Source organism: Acidobacteriota bacterium (genome assembly GCA_038040445.1).
Classification (GTDB): Bacteria; Acidobacteriota; Blastocatellia; order UBA7656; family UBA7656; genus Onstottus_A; species Onstottus_A frigus.
Window position 1 is genome coordinate 45,202 of the sequence record JBBPIG010000027.1, and the last position, 23,813, is coordinate 69,014.

The window sequence follows — 23,813 nt, forward strand, 5'->3', positions numbered from 1 at the left end:
TCGCCGTAGGTTGAAGCTGATCCTCCACGCGGCTGAAGCCGGTGGTGTCATCCGCGCGCCGGGCCTCGCCGTAGGTTGAAGCTGATCCTCCACGCGGCTGAAGCCGGTGGTGTCATCCGCTGCGCTTGCCTCGCCGTAGGTCGAAGCTGAGCCTCCAAACCCTTGGCATCTAAGGTATGCGCCAAAATCGATGCACCCTTTCTGATGCAGCCCATTGTTCTGAACCCCGGCAACAAGTAAACTAACCCCGCCGAGAGAATCCACAAGGAGGCCATATTGAACAAGATCGAACGCGTCACCGGTGCGCTCAATGGAGCAGAAGTTGACCGCCCCCCGTTCAGCTTTTGGTATCACTTCGGGCTTCAGCATATGCCGGGACGAAAACACGCAGAAGCACAGATTGATTTCTATCGCGCGTACGACTTGGACTTCTTGAAAGTGATGAGCGACTATCCCTATCCGTTACCTCACGGCCTTGAAGCCGTCGAGACCGAAGAAGACTGGAGAAGGATCGAGCCCCTCGCTCCAGGCAATGAATGCTGGAGCGAACAGCTTTCGGCCCTCTCGATGATCAACGACGCGATAGGTAGAGAAGCGCTGTTCATCGAAACGATCTTCAGCCCATGGATAACTGCGCGGAGGCTTGCGCGATCGGGTGGCCTAACCAGCGCCCGGGAACGTTATCCCGAAGCGCTGCTTGGGGCGATGGACGCCATTGCAGAGTCGCTTGCCGGCTATTCGAAGCAAGCCCTTATGCGAGGGGCTGCCGGTATCTTCCTCTCGCTCGGAGCGGCTACTGATGATGTGATGACCGCCGGCGAGTATGAGACGTGGGGCCGTCCGTTTGATCTCAAGATCCTTGAAGCCGTCAGCGAAGCGCCATTCAACGTGTTGCACATTCACGGCAAACGAATCCACTTCGATTCGGTGATGGACTATCCGGTCAGCGCATTGAACTGGTCCCATTTCGCGACGGATCCGTCGCTCAGCGAAGGCAAGAGACGATCAGGTAAGGCAGTACTGGGTGGAATTGATGAAGCCGGCGCGAGTCACGTCTCGGCGTCTGAGATAGGTGAACAGGTAAAGAACGCGATTCGCGAAGTGGGAACGCGAGGTTTGATCGTGACACCGGGATGTTCGGTCGCCACGGACACGCGAGAGCGGAGCCTTCGGGCTATTAAGACGGCTGTCGAAGGCAAGCGCTGAACCAGCGAACTGATGATGGTCTTCGGACTCCTTGATGAAAAAGAAGAGGCCGAACTGGCACTTGAGAATATCAGCGCGTTTGCGGACTGCGAGTAGTGGTTTCACGAGGCAAGTCTTTTGCGACTTCCGGTGGTAGCTCAATCGAAACGAAATACTTCTTTGGATAAAGGTAATCTTCACCGGTTTCATCAATCACTCGGATGTAGTTATTTGCGGCAGCGCGTTCATCCGGTAGCACAGCGTATACTTTGCGCACCTCGAGCGACTCGGGATAGCCGCCATCGTTAATGCATAGCACGTAAGAGCTAATTTGCTGATCGTTAGTCATAACAATTAATCAAGATAATCTTTGATCTTTAGTTTCTTGCGCCCGATTCCGTGTGCTTCATACCAGTGAAGCTCAACGCGGTGAATTTGTACCATTTTCCAGGCGCACGGTTGCAATCCCTTTCAGCTTGCGCCAACGCCCCTCGCCAAAACCTTTCCGGAGACGTTTGATCTCGTGGATGCGCGTCCCGACACCAATAGTCTCGATCTGTTCGATTCTGCCGATGATCTCAATCTTCGCCCACGGAAAGACCGTCCGTCGCGTACTTCCGTACTCAGGGTCGCACCTTTGTACCAAGTCTCCATCGCCTACGTCTCCTGTTCTCTATATAGCGAATGGCTAGGCAGGCGATTCCGAATCTCATCCCGAACACTTCGAGTCTCACCTCTTCAGGTCGCTTCATAAATGACTATTCCGTACTTGTTCGCGGGAAACGCCAATCCACCGATGACGTTTTTTGTCTCTTCGAATCGCTCAGGTTCCACGGGGAAAACATCGACAGGAATGCCAGGGCTTCCCAGCCCTGCACGCAACCGAATACTCTCTTCGCGCGCATTACCGAAACCTTGCTCGATCACCAGAAGATCAAGGTCGCTGTCAGGGCCCATATGACCTGTAGCCGCTGACCCGAATAGGATGATTTTTTCCGGCCAGGAAACGGCCAGGACGCGAGCTACCACTTCTTGAATCAGACTCTCGTCAATATACATCAACCTTCCCTCGGTACTGCTAATAGCAAGCATCCAAAAGCCTCTTCTCTTCCGAGTCCTTAGGGTAATAAGATTCGAATCACTGAACTCAGCCTTATCTTCAGATATCTATTAGGGTTAATGGACGGGGGAACCTTCTCTGGGGCGGAGATAGCTGACTTAGCTAACTCTGGATAACCCATTACCAGTTATAGCCGTAGCCAGTTGGCTGCAGGGTCGTATTGCAATCGGAACTGCTCTCAATACCTCTCTGGGGCTCGGACGCACCGATAGCCTGAGCTTCGATCGATGAGGGCAACGGGCGGTGACCGAAAGAAGGGATTCCATGTTGGCTTCGGATTTCGGACCCAGGTGATAGGACGATACTTCTCGGATGAAGAGGCCCCTTTTCAGAGTGTTGTTTCAAAGATGAGTTCAATAAATGAGAGAGGAGTTTCAGATATGAGTGGGGAGCTCCATCGCAAGAACCGGAGGATTGATACTAATGGCTCAGAGCAGATGTGCGTTTTCAATTGATGATGAACTAGGAGAATCAAATCAGCCAGTCACTCGCATAGACAAGTTTGTCAGCAACCACTCGCACGAATTGGTAAGCCGTCGCCGCTGGTTTCACCAGCATCCGGAGATCGCATACTACGAGGAAGAAACGGCTAATTACATTCTCGACCAGTTGAGACAACTTGGAGTGCAAGCGATCACTCGCGCAGCCAAAACGGGAGTTATTTGCGACATTGGAGTTGGCTCGCCGACAGTGCTCTGCCGCTTCAACATGGATGCACTACCGATACCCGAAAAGACTAGTCTGACCTACTCGTCACTAAACGACGGATATTCTCATGCATGTGGGCATGACTTCGAACTCGCGTGGGGCCTGATGCTTGCGAAGTACTATCAAGCCTACCCGCCTAACGGCACTGTGAGACTCGTCTTTCAACCAGCGGAGGAAGACCCTGGTGATGATGTAGAATCGCGGACCGGAGGACAGTGGCTCGCACAGCTGGGCATATTTGACGGGGTTGATGGAGCGTTCTCGTTGCACGTCGATCCCGAGCTACCGGTTGGCACTCTCTCGATAGTCGAAGGTCCGGTTACGGCGTCAGCATTTGACTTTGACATCGCTATTCGAGGGAAGGCATGCCACGCGGCTAAGCCGCACCAGGGACTTAACCCGATCCCTTATGCTGGAAGAGTCATAGATGACCTCGCCGCTTTGGAAACGGGCCTTAGAGCGCGTATCGGTGAAGACGGTTTCGTTCTCATAACTCCATCTCAGGTGGCCTCTAGGGTCGATCTTGACTCGCCTGAAGCAGGCTCCAGAAACACAATCCCCGAGCATGTTTTCATCAGCGGCATCACCAGAGTCAGGCCTCCACAAATGCAGACGGAGCTTTTGGTTGGGCTCGAGCGGATTTGCGAGAAGTACCGAGACCTGATCGATTGCTCGATAAAGGTAGTAAAGAGAGCTCCAGCAACCGTGAACGACAGCCGTTTGGTGCCGTTCGTACGCGAGGTCGGCAGCAGATTAGGGCTCACGCCGGTCGAGAAAGTAACCAGTTGGCGGGATGACGCCGGCTGGTGCTCTGAGAAGGCGCCGACTGCGCATGGATTTGTTGGGGTCGAAACGGACAACCAAAGCGTGCTGCATTCGCCGTACTTCAATCCAGACGAGCGCGGGCTACAGATCGGATTGAAGGTGCTGATCGGGGCGACGGAGTTGTTTCTTGCGTCGCCAAGCAGTGGCCGACTGTCTGCCGCACTCGATAACTAACGAAAGGGATTACTCAAATGAAAAACATTAGAAATCGAAAGCATCTCGCTACCTTGCTGCCTCTCGTGGTTCTGTTAGCTGTTTCGATCATTCCTTTTTCTGGCTGTGACAGGCAGAATGCAGGACAAAAGCGTGAATCGCTGCTTGATAAGATTCTTCGCGAAAAGAAGATACGATGCATGTACATCAACTACCCCCCCACGATCCAGGTGGATCCTAACACCAAACAACTTTCTGGTATCTTCTATGATGTCGTTAAACGATTCGGTGAAGATACAGCGCTCGAGATTGAATGGGTTGGGGAGACAACTTGGGGCACAATGATTGAGGATTTGAAGAATGACAAGTATGACTTGCTTGTCACTGGAGTCTTCCCGACAGCCGTCAGGGCAAAAGAATCTGCATTCACGAAACCGATCCTTTATATCGGCATGGGCGCGGTAGTGCGAGTCGGCGAAACGAGGTTTAAGACGGTTGAGGATTTCAATAATCCAAATGTCACGATCGCGACGGTTGACGGCGAGGTTGGCGATGCTTATGTCAAGCAATTTCTGCCTAAAGCTAACCGACAGGCAATTCCAACCGGTGAAATCCCACAGGCAGTCGACCAAGTTGCTTACAAGAAGGCTGACGTAGCCATTACCGACATGTTGAGCGCCGGGAGGTACGTAATGCAGCATCGTGACGCTGTATACGATATGTTCGCAGATAAACCCATTCGCGTATATGGCGCTTCAATGATGACGAAACGTGGGGAATTTGAGTTTCTTAATCTGCTGAACGTAGCGCTAGACGAGTACCTCAACTCAGGCTTCATTGATTCCCTGGACAAGAAGTACAAGCAAGCTCCCAACGAATGGCTACCCGCAGCAAAGATGTTCGGACAGACAGAGAAAAATCAATAATCCTCATATAACACTTTCGGGACAGCGCCTGGCATTACTTCAGTCATTGGAGGGTGGTTCTGCGTAAAGATGCCGTTTTGTGACCGACCGGAGATGGAACTAAGATGGACGTGTTTTACGCGTATAGGGAGGCGTTCCTTCAAGGTTTTCTGATAACAGTCGAACTGTCAGTTATTATGATAGTCGCTGGCACAATTATCGGAATCCTGTGGGGAATACTCGCGACGAGCCGTTTCCCGCTGCTCAAGTATGCAGCGGTTTGGAGCTATGAGATAATCAGAGCTGTTCCCGCTCTCGTGCTCTTATTTTGGTTTCACTATCCTTTTCAACGGATTCTCGATGTATCAATCGACCCCTTCATCACGTCTGGGTTTGTTTTCACGATCTTGAACGCATCGTACATCGCGGACTACGTGAGGAATGGAATTCTGAATGTTCACAGGGGGCAGGTTGAGGCTGCAGAGTCGCTTGGGATTCCGGGTGCGACCATTCTGCGTCGTATCACATTGCCCGAAGTGCTGCGGTCATTGCTCCCCACGTTTGTTGGACAGAATGTTCACATGATGAAGACGATCCCTCTCGCAAGTATGATTTCTGTGGGCGATTTATTTCGCGTCGCCCAGCAAGTGAATGCGTACACTTATAAGACCGTAGAGGTTTATTCGGTGGTTGCGATTGTCTTCATACTGATGATTCTTCCTCTCACCTTTTTTGGCCGGCGGCTGGAAACGAGCAAATGGTTTCTCAGGAGAACAGCGTGACGTTCGACGTTGAAAATGATGTCGTTGTCGACGTTCAAGGTTTATCGAAATCGTTCGGCGATAAGCATATCCTCAGTGACGTAGGATTTCGCATTCATCGCGGCGACGCCGCGGTTATAATCGGTCCGAGCGGCGGCGGCAAAACCACCCTTCTGCGCTGCCTCACCCTTCTTAGTCAACCTGACGAGGGAAGCGTCAGAATCGGTGACGTTGCGTTCACCATGAGACAGGCCGACGCTGGTGGAATAGGACCATGGTTCGGACTGAGCAAGCTACTTGCCGGCAAGACTGCCCTGGAAAATGTTTATCGAACTAACGGCAAGTCACGAGACAGACTCTCGTCAGAGGAATTGCGTCGACTGAGGTTGCACTGTGGATTTGTGTTTCAGCAATACAACCTCTGGCCCAACAAAACCGGCTTGGAAAACATCATCGAAGCGCTGGTCGTCGTAAAGAAGCTCGCGCGCGACGAAGCCGAGAAGCGGGCGATTCAAGTCGCCGAAGAACTGGACATCACCGACATACTCAAGTCTTATCCTAATGCGATGTCGGGAGGCCAACAGCAGCGGCTAGCCCTTGCACGCACCTTGGCGATCGAGCCAACAGTCCTGCTTCTGGATGAAATAACCGCAGCCTTAGACGTCGAGGTCGTCGCGGACATACTTTCCGTATTGACGAAGATCAGACAACAAGGAAGAACCATGGTGCTGATAAGTCATCACCTGGAGTTTGTAAAAAGAGTTGCAGATAGAGTATTCTTTCTCGCCGACGGTAACCTGCTCGACTGTGGTACGCCGGAAGAAGCGTTCGAGCATCCACCAACTGAACGCTTGCAGAAGTTCCTCGGGCAGGTGGTGGCCACTCACTAGTTCAAGAAATGGGGTCTCCTCACATGGACCCAAACGACTCTTCATCGACGAACCTATTCTCGGAGAAGGACCGCGCCCTGTTCTTCGCGGTCACTCAGCGACTCTGGGATCTCATCAACAAAGACACTAGACGCACCACCCAGGAGCAATCGCAAGAAGGCGAATTGCAGCAGTATCTTGATGGGAAGGATGCCGAACGTGAGTTTATCCAAGCGAGAGACCGGCTCCAAATCTACGGCGGGGCGCTGGCGATCTGGAACGAAGTTGACAGAGAGTTGGTCCATGTCCAGGACAGAAAAGATTACCCATCAAAGTATCGGAGTTCACTTGAGGCGTGCTCCTGCGATCTAACCGAAAGGATCTTTCGTAACGGCAATTGGGAGGTCAACCCTTTCGATGAAGTTGTGAATTTCATGTTCATACGATCTAGGGGCAGAGAGCATTCGGAAGCTCTTCCGGAGTTCCTAGAGGAATTCCGACTCGCTCCAGAACATAGCCGGATGAGCCAGGTAGAGAGAAAGTACAGGTGTATCTTTTGCAGTGATGGCGAGGTTGGCGCTGGTACCCTGCTTCTAAGGCTCACAATGGCATACATGATGGCCTCCGGCCTGTGCGGGAATGACATTGACAGTTTTCTTTCGTCGACCTTCGTGCGATCCGAGGACGGATACGAAAAGCTAACGTTTGATTCGTGTGCTTCCAGCCCCGCCGAGAAGTGTAGGGATGACGGAATGATGGCCTCCTGCCATAGTCTTCGGGAAATAACGTGCAAGCAGTTCCCGACTGTGGATGTTGCGAAGCCGGACTCTACTGGAAAAGGGCGTAAAGACAACCTAGAAAAAATCAAGAGCAAGTATGACGAAATCGATCGCGCGATCTACCCTCCAGGTGGCCACACCATTTTCCGGGAAATGGAACTGCACGGTTTGATAGAGCGTGATCCGGGCGCGACCGGTGTAATGGTCGAGATCACAGAGCGTTACGTCAATTTGTGCCGCTTCATCTTCGGGCAAACTAATGACAGAATCAGACAAGATGCCAAAGCCAAAGACATGGCGGTTAAGTGGCGTCACAGGAAGCCTGGGGACAAGCCGGAGGACCCTGGAGAAGTTTGTCTTTGGTTTGATCGATCGGATGAAAAAGAAACCCTGAGCAAGCTATCGACATACCATAGCCTCAATCGCGATAGGGAGTGTCTTCGCCGCTATACTGAACGTGAATTTAGTGAAGACACGAAGGCGATCACCTTAGATGCATTTGAAGAGCAGATGCGCTTTATCTGTAAAGTTCTGCTGCTATCTATCGATGTCGAGGCGTTTGGCGCCACGCCCGAGCCGAGGACAAACATGAAACGCGTGTTGGGAACGATCGATGAAGTAGTTCGTTTTCCAACTTACCCGTATTTTATTTGGCGGCTGAACGGAGTCGAGTCGAGCGAAACGAAAACGCGGTTGGGGGGAACATCGGCAATGGCACACATCGCGTTGCAACTCGGGCTCACGCAGACAGGAGCAACCTATAAGGAAATTGGATACCTCCTAGCCGGCATTCGGAACGTGTACGAAGATCCTGAAGGCAATCGACAAGTCATTTCGATCCACAGTGACGAGACTCAGCCATTCAAAGAATTGGTTACGAACATTCGGGCGCTATTCCTCCCTTTGATGTCACCGTTGATGGATAGAATCTACTACGGCGAGATTCTAAAGGATTCGGAATGGAAGGATGTCGTGTTTCAATTAAGTCACTCCATCAATAACGACATGATGCAATTGCGGACGAGGATAGCATGGGCCCATCACAAGACTAAAAACATCCCGGGTGGTCCCGCCGAAGAGCTAAGGCTTGCCTCAGAGAGTGCGCAAAACGCTTCCGACTTGATGGATCTCCTAGTGGGATATCGAAGGCTCTTCAGGGAGGAGGGACTAACGAAAGTCGAATTGGAGAAACAGAAGGAGGAGAGGAATGCTTTTCTAAGCAACAAAACAGAACGCTTAAATGTCAGGGACCTCGTGCGAGAGACGCTTCAAACCCTGGCCGGGACAACCAAACTCCTCCGACTCAATGTTGAGAATCATGGTAACGCGATCAGGAGTTTGATTGAGGAGAACTTGGACACGTACACTTCCAACTGCGACGACTTTGCGCTGTCTTATTGGCGAGCACCAGTACGCTTAATTATCCTGGATTTGTTCAAAAACGCTGTACGCCATACTAAACCCAATTCACCAGAGCTTCGAATCGAAGGCAGGCTCCTGGATGATGGATGGTTCTCTCTCTCACTCGCTAACAACAAGCGGATGACTCAAGAGGAATGGAACTACTGTGAAAACGGGATCGAAGCGAGAGGATTCAGTGCCTCCATCAAAGTGGGAATGAAAGTAGTACGTTGGTGGGCGGCCGTGCTCGGATGGAAAATCCATTTCGAGAACCCCTCGACCCATCAGGAAGACTGGACGAGGTGCTCGATAAAAATCCCTCCTGGAGGGGCTATTTCATGATCACGATCCATTGCTTAGACGACGAGCTCAACGTTGGGGAGGGGTCGGTCCCAATGTTTCTCGAAATGGCGTTCGGCGACGGCTGGGGTACAGACTTGAAATACGAATCGTTCCAAAACGCCGAGCAGTATTTCTCCAAGATAGGAACGGCGACCCAACTGCTGCCCGACATTCTACTCTGCGATATCGATCATTTGCTCAACCAGGAGTTGGGCGACATCGTTTACCAAGAGAGGCACTACGATAAAAAAATCGCCGGCGTACCTGTAATTCGCAAGACGTTTGACCTCGCTGGTATGGCAGGTAAGTATGTCGAAATATGCTTCCTCACCGGCCACTACTTGGATAGTCCTGCCCTTTATACAGAGATTCAGGAGTTACTGAAGGAAAACATCATTACTGGTCTGGAACGCCAGATCCAAAAGCAGCATGCGATCCCGGATATATCTTCTAATTGGGCGGACAAGCATCAGAACCAATACACGCTAGACAGAACGCTAAGAATATTGTGCAGGAATGTCGGCAGATCAGTTATTAGACGTCTGCGAGACTACGAAGTCGCCCCAATAAGCAAAGCCTGCTATGAGGCTATGAATGGGGGGAAAAGCATCCTACAATTCGGCGATAGTAAGTTCAAAGTAGCAGGTTCTTTTTGGACGATCAGGCAGTTGTTCATAGGTTGGTGGGACACTGCGGGCACAATCACGACGCCGGATCTGGCCCATCAGATTCTCTTGGAAATAGGGGGTCCTCTCTCAAGCCAACTCACGCATCAACTGCTGAGAAGTGGCTGGCGGCATGGAACGCGAGAATATAGCCGAGCTTTTGCGGAGCGCCTGAAGAAGGCGACTTTCATCTCGCCAGGTGCCGCCCCCCAATCGATTGCTGTGGGGAGTCATTCTTCCTCCCCAATTCTGAAATTGTCATTGGGGGAATCCGTAACGACCTGTGCAGAGGATTTGGTTCCTTCTCTGCTGGAAGGCGGCGTCTCGATCAGACTAAAAGACTATGATGTCCATCACCTGTTTGCCAGATGGAGAGAGATCTTCACGCAGCAGCAATTCCCAGATGACAGCACGAATTTGGCCTGGACGTATGACCACGCGAAGAGCATTCTGAGATTCCAAAACAGAGTAAGTTTCACCCTCGACATCCCAAATTGGGATGGAGGCACGGACGGGCCGATCGAGAATCAGCCTCGTGCGGGAATGATGTACTTCTCATTGAGAGAGATCTTCGACATTGCTCTTCGCGTCGACACTCGAGCATACCCGAATGAACCTCAAGGTCGGAAGGTGGATTCCCTCCTTCGAGAAATTGCGAGTCACGCATTTACGGATGAGTCGACAAGCAATCAAGTGCTGTGTCGACATACTCTAGAGGGCGATTGGGCCACCGAACCCGTGTTGGAAGGGCTAGAAGCATCCAAGCAGTTAAGGCTACAAAGGGACAGAGGCTTTCGTCTGTTCGTCGCGGACAATGGGGTAGGAATAGATCCTCGAGAAGCTCAGTTCATTAGTCGATGGAACCGCCGAACCGGGGGCCTTTTGAGTCACATAGTACCGAGAGCGAAGAATTGGTGTTCATTCTTTAATGCCTATTCGGAGCATAATGGCGAAATATTCAAGATTGATTTTTTCCGTTATGAGCCAAATTACGAGATCCTCGATTCTGGTTGGCCTTCGACCGTCCCCGAGGAGATTAAAGGGAATCATCGTGGAACGTGTTTCGAATTCGTTTTCATAGTTCATCGCGACGAGGTGTTGTATGAACCGAGTCTTAGTCGTTGACCACACGGAGGGAACCTCACACGAGGTTGGGTGGAAGTCTTTCAATTGCGCGAATGGCGCGTCCGTTTCACTAACGTTTTGCACAAGCTGGCAACAAGTAACTGATCAGAACCTGCTGGCTTCTACGCGTTATGAATACCTGGTTGTTCATCTCGCCGATTATTTTGCAACAGCGTACTTTTTCAAAGACTTTCTGTCACTTCTCGATGGCGTCGCACGCGAAACGCGCGATGAAGGCACAAATCAGACCTGGTACGAACGAGGGACACACTTCGATGCTGTGCTAGGCTTTGCCGGGGGCCCATACGCCCTGCAGGATGTCCTTGGATCTGTGCGAGTTCCTGAACCTTCAATTCGTCGGTTGCATGAGAAAATGAACGCCGGCACCTTCGAGTATCTTGCAGGTGTCGAAGAAATCAAGTCGCGCCTTTGTTTCGACCCCGTGCTCGAAGCAAAGCTGGAAATCCTACATATGTGCCTTACCCCTGAAGGCTGCTCGCGGCTAATGAAGCAGCATGCAGGAAGCTGGGGACGTTTCGCCTCATTACAAATTGAGGTCACCCGTGAAAATGGAGAAAAGACTTTCACCGGCAACCTTGCCGATGCGATAAAGGAGCTAGCCCATCCCGAGCGAGATTGCTTCAGTCCCGAGTACGTAGGCATTCTTTCCGAAATCCGTGATGCGCTACTCCCAATCTCCAAGCCACGACCGGAGTAGCGTAGCCAGCGGCCGAGCGCTCATTCGGCGTGGACTATCCCCCTTCCTACTATCGGTCACCGGCCCGTTTCCTCGATGGCAAGGAGGCTAATGAAGACTATCATCATCGACGACAATGAAGACTTCGCCAAGAGACTCATGGAGAGACTCGAAGGTGAGACCGCATTGATCGCTTGCGGAGATACCCATGGCAGCAAAGAGGAAATCGAGGGCTTAGTCAAAGACGAGTTGGACAAAGCGAAAACAGAGAATGAGAGTGGCAACCTGAGAGTGATAGTGAATCGGGAACTGAAATCTTGCGACCTCAGGCGACAGGACTGCGTCGGCGAATCGATTCTTTCAAATCTAGCCTGGAGATACGATTTTCCCTTCTTGATGTATTCTTTCCTTCCGCCGCGGCCGGACCAGGTAAACCAAACTATTCCGTTGCCGTCAGGAGCATTCCGCCGGTTGCCTTCTCCCAGTGCGCAAGAATTGTTGGACCTGAAGATAAGTCAGTGCCAGGACTACATCGCTCGGGCTTTCCCAAAGATGCAACACGGGTTCAAGGCGGTGAGCCCGGCTGCCGTTAGTGTCGTGCGGCTCGCATACGGCGCCGTTCTGGCAACAAGAATCAAGAGAGATGACCAGTTCAAGAGGCTAGACGATATACTCTTGCAGTTCTACGCAGATGAAACTCTCGCCACAATCGGGGAGTTTCTGGAGGTACTCAAACGTCTCGTGGGATTGTACAAGATGAAGGCAGGGAGTCAGCCATCTGAGGTCGAGGCCAGCAATGCCGATCGCTCGCGCTCCGTGTCTTCTCAGGTTGTAGTGGTCGATGACGACGCGATCAACATCGACGGGAGATCACAGTGGGCCGCGGTGTTGGAGTTAATGTTCAAAGAGTATGGAATCTCTTTCTCGAGCATCTTACCATCGGAGATTGGAAGCGATGCATCCAAAAAAGCCCTAATGAAGGCGAGCTTGATCCTATTGGATATTGATTTCTCGGGCGACCCGCAATATGGAGACAATTCGCAATTCGGCGGCCTCAAGCTTCTTAAAAAGTTTTGTCAGGAATTGCCTCACATTCCTGTCGTGATGATGAGCAGATATGATGAGGTAAGTTTGTATGAGGAGTGCCTTCGTCTGGGTTGTTATGCCTATTTGACAAAGGACTGGGGCTCCTACAGCCGATTCAGGGCCAAGGATTCCGAGCGAAAGTGGTTCGAAGAGTGGGATAAGGCCATTACAACGCCCCTTCGGTTCAACCCGTTCTTTAAGGATGCTGCAATGCTTGATAGAAGGGGCTTGCTGCAACCTCAGGAAATCGAAGGTCTCACCGAGGCATTGAAGGAAATCAAAGCGCCGAAGGAGCATACCGCCAAGTCGCTTGCTTCCTTCTTCGAGACTTTCGTCGTGGCGTATCTGTCGTCGCGAGGCGAATACACCGGGCAAGTTCTCTACGACTCGGTGAGGAAGGTCGAAAAAAATGAAAGCGGCCTGCGTGTTGGTCAACTCCTTCACGTGATGAGGAACAATATCGTTCACGGACTGGCACACATAGACAGTTTTGATTCGTGGCTGTTTCTTGTCCTTCAAAGGGTTTTTGTACTTAGGTGCTTTAAGCACAGTTCTTTGAAGGATAACGCCTGGACTGAGGCGACATTCGATGAGTTTCTACGGCCATTTGGTCGCTACGATTTCACTTCGGATGAGTTCTTCTTCAAGAACGAGGAGGGAAAGACAAGCGAGATCAATCGACTATTCCTGATACGACGCAATGAGTTGCTTTCGGAGATCACCAAGAGGAGTTCTCTTGATTACGGTGAGTTCCAAGAGCAGATCAACGCATTCATCAGATGCGTAGCGGCGACCTTTCCGCGACATTTCCTAGCCAAAAGGAATGCACCGTTATGTGAGATCGGAAGGTCTCCGACAAGAAAGTTGATAGGCTTAATAACAGCCCGCGTCACTCGTAGGGGTAAGCCATTTGAGCGCGGTTATGAGGTATTCGGGTCAGTTTGGTGGCTTGTCGAATGCTATTCCAATCTGGGAGGGCACACTCGAAATATCCAGGACTATGAGCGGAAGTTGCTATGGTTCCTCGCCGCGAGATGTTGGACTTGGTACTATGGGGTGCTCCTCGGGACGCCGAACGAAGCGATGTTCTTGAACGCGCTCGACGAACAGAATCTCTCGCGGGAAATCGCGCTCACGCGTGCCGATGAGCGGCTGGTCGATCATTTTCTGCGGCGCAACCTGACTGATTATGTTCCCGCCTATTGCCTCTTGGTCGCAATGACGTCGATCAGCAACTTCACAAGTGAGAGAAAGAGTCGACTCTTGGACGAGATCAAACGGAGCCCAGTTCCGGAATTGACGCGCCGTGAGATCCAGACAGTGGAGAGTGCTATCGAGGACGTCAGGGGTTCGATATCAAAAAGAAGGGCTGAAAAAGAGGAGTATGAAAGAGAGCAACTCGATCTCACGCGAGGAGCGGCGGCTAAGAGAGTCGCCGAGTTCCTCACTGGTCTGGAATCGAAGATAGCTGACAGCGACAAGGATATCCAGCAACTCAACGGGCGTTTGGAAGGGCTGGAGGACGAGAAGCGTCTCATCGAGAGACAGATCAATGATCGAGCGCGGTTGAGCGATACACTTGAAAGGGTCGAAGACGAAGAAGCGAATCCCCCCAGTCATATGGGCCGGGTCGAGATGCTTCAAAGCCGCATCAAAGCCAAGTTCTCAACTTTGAGGCGAGTCTTCAACGTACAGTTAGACCCCGAGATATGGCTCGCCGGCGCAGGAAAGGCCAAGACCTACATAGAGGTTCGAACGGCGATCGATGACCTTAAGACGGCCCTCAACGACGCGACGATTGAGCGGAAATGACGACTTCGAAATACTTGGTGCTTTGGAATAGCGGTGATTTCGCGGACCGACTCCGGAAGGTTTTCGGCCGCGAGAACGTCTTGACCTCAACCGCCGAAATGGCGGCGGCCATTAACCAGACCGGGGTCGCCGGCGTCATAGTACTCGGTGAGCTGAATTGGGATCGCCATAGACCATCCGACTTGTACGGGATCGAGTACGCCAAACGAAGCCTCAGGGCCGAATACAAGATCAGACACCCGATCCTCTTTGTCTCGTTCCTGGATCTCAGCGAGATAGTGCGAGATCCCAAGCGGGAAATAGTCGTTGCGGTAGGCCACGACTTCCTGCGACTTCCTTCATACCCCGCCCAGTGGCAAGAGAAAATCGATAATATGCTGCCACTGACGGACCTTCAGTTCACGGACGTCTTTAACAATCTTTGCAACTTGAGGGGCCTGATCGACGAAACTATTCATCGAGTTCAGGGTGTCTTTCGGACCTTGTTATCCAAACCAAATCCAGATTCCACTACTCTTTCAGCGATGAGGGACCATCTGGAGAGTGGCTTGAAGAAAATAGTCTCCTTGTTGGGCGATGCCAAAGACGCCAAGTCGAGAGGACAAGAGGTCATTCAGCGTTTTGAGAAAGAGATTCTGGATCAGGAAGCTTTTGGCGATTCGCTCGACTTTCTGTCAAGAATCGGAGAGGAGCTAAAGTCGCTCTTACCTGAAGCAGAGGGGACAGGAGAGAGGGCGGATGGCGAGACTGCTGCTCAACCAAACACTCCCTGGAAAGTGCTACTAGTGGACGATGAGCCTGACGGGCTGAATCTGATTTTGGGAGCGTTCGGTCGAAAGGGGATTGACTATGTCGTTGCGAAAAGCGTCAATGAGGCGGAGCGAATAATAGAACAGGATATCAACAACCAAATCGTTGTCGTTGTCTGTGATTACAGGCTCTACGAAGTCAGAGGCGGAATACTCAGGCAGCAGAGTAAGCAAGGATATGATCTTCTTTTTGACCTTTCCAGAGGAGATCGCTTCACCAGACTTATTGCGCTCAGCGGGTTGAGCAGAAGGTTTTTGTTGGAGAGTTTTCAAAAGTACCACGCACGCGTCGCTATTTATTCCAAGAACGATCTCCGCAGTACCGGTGCCACTAACATTTTCGTCGATAACATTCTGGATACCGGCAGTGAAGTATGGGAAGCGCTGTGCTCACAGCCCGAAGGCGGTGATTGGGAGCATTTGAGGCCTTTCTATGTTGCGCATCGTGAGTCCCATGATTATGCCTCAGCCGAGGAAAAAATCAGTCAGCGTGCCCTAAGATACGTTTCGCAGATCGATTCAATTCTGAGCTGCTCCGACCCTGAACTGTTGCTGAATCCGTCATTGCCGCAATTGAAGGATCTTCAAGCGAAAATGGTGTCTAAGGATCCAAGGAACCCTAGGCACCTGGAGGTATTCAGGACCAAGCTCGTTGCGCGGAGAATTGCATTATGGCTTTCTTTCGTAAAAGGGTTCAGTGCGGTCCGAATTTATGCGGCCTTAAGCGGCGCGCTGGACTTAGCAGTTCCATTAGGCCAGATTTCAAACGAGTTGAGACGCAACGGCAATCCCAAAGAATTCGATGCCAACTCGATAGAAAGCAGGAGCAGGGAAAAGCTGGAGAACAAGGCCAAGACACTCATTAATACGAACCTTGCCCTAGCTCTCTCAGAACTTCCCTCTGGCATACTTGTCGAGGAGAAGAGGTGGTTCGAACACGATATCGGAATCAGCATATACGCCGTGCAGGAATTGTTATCGCAAATTGCCTACCACATACAGGTTGGATTGGAGTACTGGCTTGAGGAGAATCCAAATCTTGTAGAGCGCTTACCGGGACTAGGTGAGATATTCGGAAGAACAGGACACCTAACAATCGGGAGCTTCTCGAATGCCAAGCGGACTTTGCTTTTGATCAACAATGCCATATCGGGTAAGGACGACCGCAAGCGATTTGGCCAGTTACTTCATGAAATAGAGACGGTCATCAGAACTGACAAGTACTGTGTCCCTTACCTGGAAGGGTTTTCTAAGTATACCCAAAGACTCGTGGAGTCGAACATCTCGTAGGAGCTGCAGCTTTATTATGCCAAGAGACAACCCCGGCAATCTGTCTCCGTCGAAGATCATCAACGATCATTTCTCTCGTCTCTCCGAGGAGGACTATCTCGAGGTACAAGGTGAAGCAATCCTGTTCTTATCGAGGGACACCGGTCATAGCAGCCTTAATCAACCCATATCAGAAGAACAAGCTGCTCTTCTCAAAAAGCACCTTTCTCGATACTTTGAGGAAAAGCAGAGGGAACTGTTCGGAAGATCTTTATTCGGTAGGTCAGGCGTCAGAACTGTTTCAGATTTTAGAGATGAGACAAACGAGAACACATCTGATGAGGAAGTAATCAGTCGTATTTCGGGGCTCGCCCAAGACGCCGATGGAAGGATGATAAGCCTCGAAAAAGGACTTGGTGATGCAAACCAAGCGCGTAGGGAAGATTTCTTGCAATCGCTCGATCTACGGAGAGAGCAATTGCGCGAAATTCTTCCTGTGATTGAATACGAAGCTCTTGAGATCAAGACGCAAGACGAGATTGACCGGCAACCCCGATTCACTCTTGGCTTTGATCAAATTGGTTTGCAAATGCTCTTTCGCCGGGCTTGCATTCGCATGTTGTGGCATAGCCAGAAGACGAAGTAGTCGAAACCCATTTGTCCCCCGCTATCCCTGGACTCCTTTGCTTGCCAAAATTCCCACGGTTGTTAATCAAGCTAACTCTAGAAAACCCTCCTCACGTCATGAGTGAACCGACCGTTATGCGGAACGCAGGAGGCACTGAGGATGAAAATAGCGTTAAGGATTACAAAGAAATATTGTAGAGTGTGTAGCCAAAGACGGGCGCTTTTCACCTATAGGGGAGCGGTGAAGTTTCGCAAAGATCACCAACTTTGCTCGCGCTGTTGGCACAGCCTTGTGGACAGCACGCGCATCGTCGAGAGTTTCGAAGTGATCTAGGCAAGACTGCCCATCCTCAACATTGGGGCGGCCCAGCGATAATCGGAGGACTTATGTTTCATCAGTTGAGATTCTTCCTATTGGCCCTGGCATTGTTAGTGCTTTTCCTAGCCCAGGCCTGCGTGGGCACGAACAGAGGTGAGCCCCCTGCAAAGGCGGTCACGAAGAACGGCCCAGCTGTTAAGGTGGCCCTATTCCTGGACCGCACCGGATCCTGGTCCGAGATGCGCATTAAGCCCGTGGCCGCCGAGGACATCAAACCGTTGCTCGATTTGATTGCCCAGACGGGAGGCGAGATCGCCTTTGGAATCATCAGGGAGCAAAGTAACCGGCCCCTCGTGCGAGCGCGTATCGATCCTCCTCCCGTCAAGCCGGAAGAGCCCAAGAAGGGCAATCCCCTTAAGGACGTCGAGGAACGAGCGAAGTATCAAACGCTACGGGCGAAATACGACGATGACAAGCGACAATGGGAGAGCGACAAGGACCAGAAATTGCAGAGATTCCTCGCGGAGATCAAGCCACTTGTCGATCAGGAACCTGACGCAAGGGTCACCGATATCTGGAACGCCGTTGCGCGAGCCGAGCTGTTCCTTCTCGAAAAGGACTCCTCCGCCGCCGCGTCCCAGCACTCTTACTTGGTACTCATAACCGACGGCCTCGAGACCGCAAGTGGGAAACCTGTGGTTCTCAAGAGTCAGGCCAAGGTAGTGCTCGTAAACGGAGCGGGCAAGATCGGCGCACTTGAGCCGCTCAACCCGATTCGATTCGAGGGTCTTGAAGCTGCGATGAGGTGGATTTCCGCCACAGAGCTTGGAGAAAAGAAAAATGCAGAATACACGCATTGATCGCGCAGCCCAACTGGACGAGACGCTTCGTCAACGGGAACGGGAGCGCCTCAGCCAGTACGGCACCGAGCTTCACGCCTATTCCCACGATGTGTCGAAACACCAGCGCAAGTTGAATCAGACGTGGGAAGATCTCGATTTCTCCGTCAAGGTAAACGCAGTGCTGGCGTTCGCCGACGCCAGGAAGATCGCCGGTTTCGTTGTCGTACTGATGGCGGCCCTGGCGGCTTACCTTCTTGACTACATTATGCTGTCGTCGGTGAGCGAGTACTTCGCAAGCCGCGTCTACGACAGCGAATCTCTGAAGGCCGCTGCAAGAGTCATCGTCCCGGCGGCCATCATCACGCTCGAGATGCTGATCTCCACCCAGTGTTGCTTTGCGAATCAGCCCCTTCCGCGCAGTCGCAGTCGTGTAAGGTGGGGGTGGGTGTTTCTCGGCCTTGTCGTAGGAGTCGTCGTTCCGTCGATGTTGATAGCCGTCTCACTTGCCTCACAGCCGCAGAATGCTGACAATGCAGCCAAAGCCGTCTTCACCTGGGAGACCATTGGACTTGTAGGCCTATCACTAGCCGTGCACGGGGCCATACTCTATGGAGGAGCGCTAGCGCTTGAGGCCAAAGCCTGGGCCTTGGTGCGAATCAACCAACGCCTATTGAGCCGAAGAATCGCCAGGTTGGAGAACAAGCTTGAGGACGCGGCAACGGCCCTCACGAATGTGTTCTGCGAATACGTCGACGCCCTTAAGAATTACAACGCGCAAGTTCAGGCGGCGAAACGGCTCCCTGCCATATCGCTCGATGCGCAAACCAGGGCGCTGCTCGCTGAGAGGATGGGGAGGGACTTTATGTCCCGGCAACTCTCCTTCGACCTTGATTGGAATTCGGCCTGGCCAGTTTCACAGCCGGACGTTCTCGGTCTTCCTGGAAGCACGCGATCCGATCGAACTGGGGAAGCCGGCATGGTTACCTAGCCCGGCGACGAGCTGAGATGCTTGACCTGAATGATATGACCCACTTGTCATCCAACAGAGGCGACACCGTCTCGTCGCCTCTGTTGGATCTGGTAGGAATCCGGTTGAGAGATCGCTATGAGATCGGCAGTCGGATCGCCCTCAGCCTGTATTCGGAAATATTTATTGCTACAGACTGGGCCCCGCAGAATGATTCTCAGAGAAAAGTCGTCGTTAAAGCGCTCAACTTGGCCCTCAATGGCCCGCTTGACCCAGACCTTGAGCGAACCCTGATAGAAAACATGGCGACCGAAGTTGCTGCCCTGCAACGCCTCCACCACCGCAACATAATCCAGCTGATTGAGTGCGGCAATGACTTGGACCGCAATAGTCGCTCATACTTCTATATTCTCCTTGAGTATATGAAAGGAGGCGACCTCGCCAGCTTGTGCCGCAACCAACCCCTCAGGCTGGAGCGCGCACTGTTCTATTTGACACAAATCCGTGACGCTCTGTCGTATGCGCACGATTCCGGCGTTATTCATCGGGACATAAAACCGCAGAACCTGCTTCTGTCCGGCGACAGAAACGTCGTCAAGCTGTCGGATTTTGGGACCTGTCGCTTAGACAGGCTCACGGGCGCTATTACGCAGGTCGGCACGGCTGACTATTCACCACCAGAACACTTTTCTCGCGCCCAGGAAACATCTGCCTTGACCCCGGCGAGCGATGTCTACGCGCTGGCTAAGACTTTCTGGTTCCTCATGAGCGGAAGGCCACCGAGCCGATTCTCTCAACGAGAGATCTCAGAACTCCCAGATACTGTAATAACTCACCCTTGGGCAACGGCCATACTGGTGGTCTTACGAAAGGCGACGCGCGACCACCCACTGTCGCGCCATCAGTCAGTTAACGACTTTTGGGATGATTTGTGCTATGCAGCTGGAGACTTGGCCACGATGTCCAGTTCCTCGCGTTCAACGCGCTGCCGCCCAGGCGTTGTGATAGATATTGGTCGGTCACCCCGAGAGAGAAATCTCCACAGAGAGGAAGGCTTTCCTCAGATCCAGCCTCATCGCAGAGAGATCTTGCACAAGCTCGCGCTCAAGTTTTCGAGCCTTCGAAAACGATTCGAAAGGGTGCTCAGCAATAGCCGAGTCCCGCAAAATGCCCCTTTGCCAAAGACGTTAGTAGGGCAGGTAGTGATTGTATTCCTGGCGGTACTGCTACTTTTCGGGTCATATCAATTCATCAACGCGCGCCTCCGCGGATCTCCCCAGACTTCAGTCAGAAAGAAATCTGACTCGTCTCAGGTCAGGCGCACCGGCACTACAATTACAAATGTCAACATTCGTCCAAACCCTAGTACCGACAACTCCCCCGTAGGGTTGGCAGACCGCGGTTCTCGCGTCCAAATATTACGCGAAAGCGGAGACCAGAAATGGTATGAAGTTGTGGTTAACCCTTGCGTTAGCACGAAGGCGGATCAAGAGTCTGTATGTCGTGGATGGGTTAACAAGAGATTCCTCATACTCTATTAGTTTCCGGGCCAGCCTCTTCAAAGAGAACAACTGCCACCATCGCCGACTCCATAGCCCACCCCGGAAGACATTTTGCAGTCGGCAACCGCGTTGACAGTATTCATCTGGGCACACGAGTTCTCGCTCCCGCGCGAATTGCGAGATCGCCCTTTCTTACTACATTATTCAAAGGGGGCCTTCGGCAGGCTGAACCCAGCAACGGAAATGTCGGCCCTTTGTTTGTCCTACAATCTTACGCGATTCAGCTCTCCGATGAAGACCCGAAGGCGGCCCGCTCGGCGGCGAAGTTGGCGGCATCGGGCCTGGGGGATTGTCCGGATGCTCGCCACTCGATGAGTGGCGCTCGACCTGACTCGCGCTAGCCCACTCGGGTAGCACGGCTCGGTCTGAGCTTAATTTGTTTCTCACGTTCACGTCCAGTTGTTGCAAGAGACTCATGCCCTCACCTACGTGCTCATCCTGCGCGGCATGGGCAGAGACCTTTGCGCCTTTTGTTCGATTCGCTTCGTTGTTCGAGGTCTCGAAATCGCTGATCGCCGCAGTCAACTCCTCCAGAGAGTCTCGGGGCAACTCCTCGCGAATGAAGTCCGCTTTGAGAGGAGTCGCGTTGGCGAGAAAGGAGCGAGCCGCCTTCAGCAGGTCTTGAGCCGGGAATGCGAGGGGCATTCGGAACTTGTCCTCGAGTCCCGGCGAGCGCGGCGCCAGCACACGAGACGTGCGATTGATCGCTTCCAACTGAGCAAGTAGCGAATCCCGGGCAACGCTTTTGGAAGCGGACATCTGCCGGCTTGCCCGCGTATCGGAGTCGTGCTCGGTGGCATGAGCCTGGATGCAGGCGACTGTGGCGTCCAAGGGCAGTGAACAGCTCTCGGCCCCGCGAACCCGCCGGTTAAGAGTCGCCGTCAATGCGTTTTCTTTATTTTTTCCGGTAAAGAGTTAACCCCGCAAAGCGGAGCGACGAGGGTCCGGAGATAAACTGATCCGACGGACCGCGGCTGAAGGGGGTTCGCTGTTTGAGTTCTAATCAATTGTTAACTATGGGTGAAATGAACCACGGGTTGGGCAAAACAAACGGGGCCGACTAGCGGCCCCGAGTCAAAACAAACCTGAGTATTATCACTTAAGGCGACATCGCTGTGCCGTCGAGGAAGGCTCGCAGCCTGCGAGAACGGGAGGGGTGACGAAGCTTTGCCAGCGCTTTCGCTTCAATCTGTCGTATTCGTTCGCGCGTCACATTGAAGTGCTTTCCGACTTCCTCAAGCGTTCGCTCCTCACCGGTTTGATCGAGACCAAATCGCATCTTGATGATTTCTTTCTCTCGCGGCGTTAGCGTCGAAAGCACGTCCTCAGTCAACTCGCGCAGATTGTTGGTTATCGCGGTCTCGGCCGGATTGGCCGAACGACGATCCTCGATAAAGCTCGCGATAGTAGTCTCGCCATCATCACCGATAGGCGTCTCCAACGAAATCGGCTGCTGCGCGATCTTCAGCGCCTTGCGCACTTTCCATGCCGGCATGTCGACGCGGCGCGCCAGCTCTTCGTGAGTCGGCTCGCGCCCGAGTTCTTGAACCATTAGCCGCTGCGTGCGCAGAATCTTGTTTATGACCTCGACCATGTGCACCGGGACGCGAATCGTTCGGCCCTGATCGGCGATCGCACGAGTGACCGCCTGGCGAATCCACCACGTCGCGTAGGTTGAGAACTTGTACCCGCGCCTCCAATCGAACTTCTCAACCGCGCGCATCAACCCTATGTTGCCCTCTTGAATCAGATCAAGAAAATGCAGCCCCCGATTGATATAGTTCTTCGCTATCGATATGACCAGGCGGAGGTTGGCTTCGATCATCTCGCGCTTCGCCTGCTCGACTTCAGCCTCAGCCGCGATGATGGTTTGCTGAGTCCGCTTTATGTCAACCGAAGATGCCGCATATCGCCGCTCCGTCTCGCGGGTTGTCTTGCGAAGCGAGCGCTGTTGACGCTTGAAATCGTCGATGTCCTTCCGTCGCTTAGATTCAAGCGCGCGCTCAACTCGGTTGAGCTCAGCTTCGGTAGCGCGAACCTGCTTGACTACGGCATCGATCGCCTCCATGAAGCGCCTTCGCGTTTCGGCGGTGAACGAGAACCCGCGCACGCGTTTTGACATCTCGATGAGGTTATGCGCGTATTGACGACGCAACCTCTTGCGCTTTTTTGAAGATTTAGGCTCCGCTTCGATCTTGGCCGAAAGCTTTACGAGTTTGTCGTGAGCTTTGATGATCCATTCAAACTCGGCCATTACGTGCAGGCGAATTTCTTCTCGCTGCTCTTCCAGAGCTTCTTCGGCTTCCGGGTCAGTTGCTACATCGACTACATCTTGAGGATTTATTTCTCCCTCGATGAGCTGATCATGGAGTCTGCTTATCTCCTCGATCGTGATAAACGACCTCGAAAGGGCCTTGTAGATGCGCTTGTTTCCACGCTCGATTCGCTTAGCTATTCGGATCTCATCTTCACGAGTGAGTAGAGGCACTGAGCTCATTTCGCGCAGATACAGGCGCATTGGGTCCAGAGACTCATCCTTACCGGGTTCGAGGTCAACGTCGACTTCTTCCGACGCCTCTTCAGCGACCTCAGGAGTCTCCTCTTCCTCAACTGTGACTGCTTCCCAAAGCGACTCAGCTTCATCCTCGTCGATTTCCGCAACAATGCGCTCGATGCCACCGGCCGGCGCAAAGTCCTCTTGGGCCTCTTCGGGAGAAGTTACGAGAACATCTTTATCCAATCTGGCTTTCATCTTGCCTTCCGTAGTTCGCCGTTTCACTGGTTCGAACTAAGAGGCGCCGCCGTCGGCGACGCCTCAGTGAAGCAACCAAAAAGTGGTTGACACCTTGAAATGCAGTACATAGTATTGGGTTTTCCCAAACTAGTATAATACACCATAATCGGCTGTTTATCTAGATGCAATAGGTGAGCCCTCGGATGTCCGCGAGTCAAGGCGTAACTCATTAGAAAGGTTTGGTTTACGAG

Annotated in this window: 17 protein-coding genes and 1 pseudogene; 13 read left to right on the plus strand and 5 right to left on the minus strand. The window is 52.4% G+C overall.

Annotated elements, in window-relative coordinates; all coding sequences use genetic code 11:
- Positions 1-276 precede the first annotated feature (276 nt).
- Positions 277-1,206, plus strand: coding sequence for a uroporphyrinogen decarboxylase family protein (locus tag AABO57_23585; GenBank protein MEK6288711.1), 930 nt, complete (start codon positions 277-279; stop codon positions 1,204-1,206).
- Positions 1,207-1,276: 70 nt separating this feature from the next.
- On the opposite strand, the gene AABO57_23590 is transcribed toward AABO57_23585, so the two are convergent.
- The 3 genes and pseudogenes from AABO57_23590 to AABO57_23600 form a co-directional block, all read right to left on the minus strand.
- On the minus strand, positions 1,277-1,534 hold the full coding sequence (locus AABO57_23590; GenBank protein MEK6288712.1) for a hypothetical protein: 258 nt from the start codon (positions 1,532-1,534) through the stop codon (positions 1,277-1,279).
- Between the two features lie 5 nt (positions 1,535-1,539).
- Positions 1,540-1,768: pseudogene (locus tag AABO57_23595) on the minus strand (hypothetical protein).
- A 155-nt stretch (positions 1,769-1,923) separates the two neighbouring features.
- Positions 1,924-2,244 (minus strand): nucleotidyltransferase domain-containing protein, encoded by a 321-nt coding sequence (locus AABO57_23600; GenBank protein MEK6288713.1) that lies wholly within the window; start codon positions 2,242-2,244, stop codon positions 1,924-1,926.
- Positions 2,245-2,728: 484 nt separating this feature from the next.
- On the opposite strand from AABO57_23600, the gene AABO57_23605 reads away from it, so the two are divergent.
- From AABO57_23605 to AABO57_23660, 12 genes are all read left to right on the plus strand, one after another.
- On the plus strand, positions 2,729-4,012 hold the full coding sequence (locus AABO57_23605; GenBank protein ID MEK6288714.1) for a M20 family metallopeptidase: 1,284 nt from the start codon (positions 2,729-2,731) through the stop codon (positions 4,010-4,012).
- Positions 4,013-4,029: 17 nt separating this feature from the next.
- Positions 4,030-4,917, plus strand: coding sequence for a transporter substrate-binding domain-containing protein (locus AABO57_23610; GenBank protein ID MEK6288715.1), 888 nt, complete (start codon positions 4,030-4,032; stop codon positions 4,915-4,917).
- Between the two features lie 104 nt (positions 4,918-5,021).
- Positions 5,022-5,678, plus strand: coding sequence for an amino acid ABC transporter permease (locus AABO57_23615; GenBank protein MEK6288716.1), 657 nt, complete (start codon positions 5,022-5,024; stop codon positions 5,676-5,678).
- Positions 5,675-6,547 (plus strand): ATP-binding cassette domain-containing protein, encoded by an 873-nt coding sequence (locus tag AABO57_23620; GenBank protein MEK6288717.1) that lies wholly within the window; start codon positions 5,675-5,677, stop codon positions 6,545-6,547. Before AABO57_23615 ends, AABO57_23620 begins: the two co-directional genes overlap by 4 nt.
- Positions 6,548-7,131: 584 nt before the next feature.
- Positions 7,132-9,048, plus strand: coding sequence for a hypothetical protein (locus AABO57_23625; protein MEK6288718.1), 1,917 nt, complete (start codon positions 7,132-7,134; stop codon positions 9,046-9,048).
- A 53-nt stretch (positions 9,049-9,101) separates the two neighbouring features.
- Complete coding sequence (locus AABO57_23630) at positions 9,102-10,838, plus strand: hypothetical protein (protein ID MEK6288719.1); 1,737 nt, start codon at positions 9,102-9,104, stop codon at positions 10,836-10,838.
- Complete coding sequence (locus AABO57_23635) at positions 10,816-11,556, plus strand: hypothetical protein (GenBank protein MEK6288720.1); 741 nt, start codon at positions 10,816-10,818, stop codon at positions 11,554-11,556. Before AABO57_23630 ends, AABO57_23635 begins: the two co-directional genes overlap by 23 nt.
- A gap of 90 nt (positions 11,557-11,646) precedes the next feature.
- Positions 11,647-14,433, plus strand: coding sequence for a hypothetical protein (locus AABO57_23640; GenBank protein MEK6288721.1), 2,787 nt, complete (start codon positions 11,647-11,649; stop codon positions 14,431-14,433).
- The gene (locus AABO57_23645; protein ID MEK6288722.1) at positions 14,430-16,532 is read left to right on the plus strand and encodes a hypothetical protein; all 2,103 of its coding nucleotides are present in this window, start codon (positions 14,430-14,432) and stop codon (positions 16,530-16,532) included. The genes AABO57_23640 and AABO57_23645 overlap by 4 nt, the downstream gene beginning before the upstream one ends.
- 16 nt (positions 16,533-16,548) lie before the next feature.
- A complete protein-coding gene (locus AABO57_23650) occupies positions 16,549-17,157 on the plus strand; it encodes a hypothetical protein (GenBank protein MEK6288723.1) in 609 nt (202 codons plus the stop codon).
- 368 nt (positions 17,158-17,525) lie between these two features.
- Entirely contained in the window at positions 17,526-18,317 is a 792-nt protein-coding gene (locus AABO57_23655) for a hypothetical protein (protein MEK6288724.1), read from the plus strand.
- Positions 18,298-19,287 (plus strand): hypothetical protein, encoded by a 990-nt coding sequence (locus tag AABO57_23660; GenBank protein ID MEK6288725.1) that lies wholly within the window; start codon positions 18,298-18,300, stop codon positions 19,285-19,287. The genes AABO57_23655 and AABO57_23660 overlap by 20 nt, the downstream gene beginning before the upstream one ends.
- A 1,685-nt stretch (positions 19,288-20,972) precedes the next feature.
- Here the strand turns inward: AABO57_23660 and AABO57_23665 are convergent.
- A complete protein-coding gene (locus tag AABO57_23665; protein ID MEK6288726.1) occupies positions 20,973-21,659 on the minus strand; it encodes a hypothetical protein in 687 nt (228 codons plus the stop codon).
- A gap of 268 nt (positions 21,660-21,927) precedes the next feature.
- Positions 21,928-23,580 (minus strand): RNA polymerase sigma factor RpoD, encoded by a 1,653-nt coding sequence (rpoD, locus tag AABO57_23670; GenBank protein ID MEK6288727.1) that lies wholly within the window; start codon positions 23,578-23,580, stop codon positions 21,928-21,930.
- Positions 23,581-23,813 lie beyond the last annotated feature (233 nt).

Bases quoted from the DNA above. Each gene is read 5' to 3' on its own strand.
- rpoD (MEK6288727.1), bottom strand. From the start codon at position 23,580: ATGAAAGCCAGATTGGATAAAGATGTTCTCGTAACTTCTCCCGAAGAG.
- AABO57_23635 (MEK6288720.1), top strand. From the start codon at position 10,816: ATGAACCGAGTCTTAGTCGTTGACCACACGGAGGGAACCTCACACGAG.
- AABO57_23645 (MEK6288722.1), top strand. From the start codon at position 14,430: ATGACGACTTCGAAATACTTGGTGCTTTGGAATAGCGGTGATTTCGCG.
- AABO57_23650 (MEK6288723.1), top strand. From the start codon at position 16,549: ATGCCAAGAGACAACCCCGGCAATCTGTCTCCGTCGAAGATCATCAAC.
- AABO57_23615 (MEK6288716.1), top strand. From the start codon at position 5,022: ATGGACGTGTTTTACGCGTATAGGGAGGCGTTCCTTCAAGGTTTTCTG.
- AABO57_23630 (MEK6288719.1), top strand. From the start codon at position 9,102: ATGTTTCTCGAAATGGCGTTCGGCGACGGCTGGGGTACAGACTTGAAA.
- AABO57_23600 (MEK6288713.1), bottom strand. From the start codon at position 2,244: ATGTATATTGACGAGAGTCTGATTCAAGAAGTGGTAGCTCGCGTCCTG.
- AABO57_23640 (MEK6288721.1), top strand. From the start codon at position 11,647: ATGAAGACTATCATCATCGACGACAATGAAGACTTCGCCAAGAGACTC.
- AABO57_23660 (MEK6288725.1), top strand. From the start codon at position 18,298: ATGCAGAATACACGCATTGATCGCGCAGCCCAACTGGACGAGACGCTT.
- AABO57_23605 (MEK6288714.1), top strand. From the start codon at position 2,729: ATGGCTCAGAGCAGATGTGCGTTTTCAATTGATGATGAACTAGGAGAA.
- AABO57_23655 (MEK6288724.1), top strand. From the start codon at position 17,526: ATGTTTCATCAGTTGAGATTCTTCCTATTGGCCCTGGCATTGTTAGTG.
- AABO57_23625 (MEK6288718.1), top strand. From the start codon at position 7,132: ATGGCATACATGATGGCCTCCGGCCTGTGCGGGAATGACATTGACAGT.
- AABO57_23610 (MEK6288715.1), top strand. From the start codon at position 4,030: ATGAAAAACATTAGAAATCGAAAGCATCTCGCTACCTTGCTGCCTCTC.
- AABO57_23590 (MEK6288712.1), bottom strand. From the start codon at position 1,534: ATGACTAACGATCAGCAAATTAGCTCTTACGTGCTATGCATTAACGAT.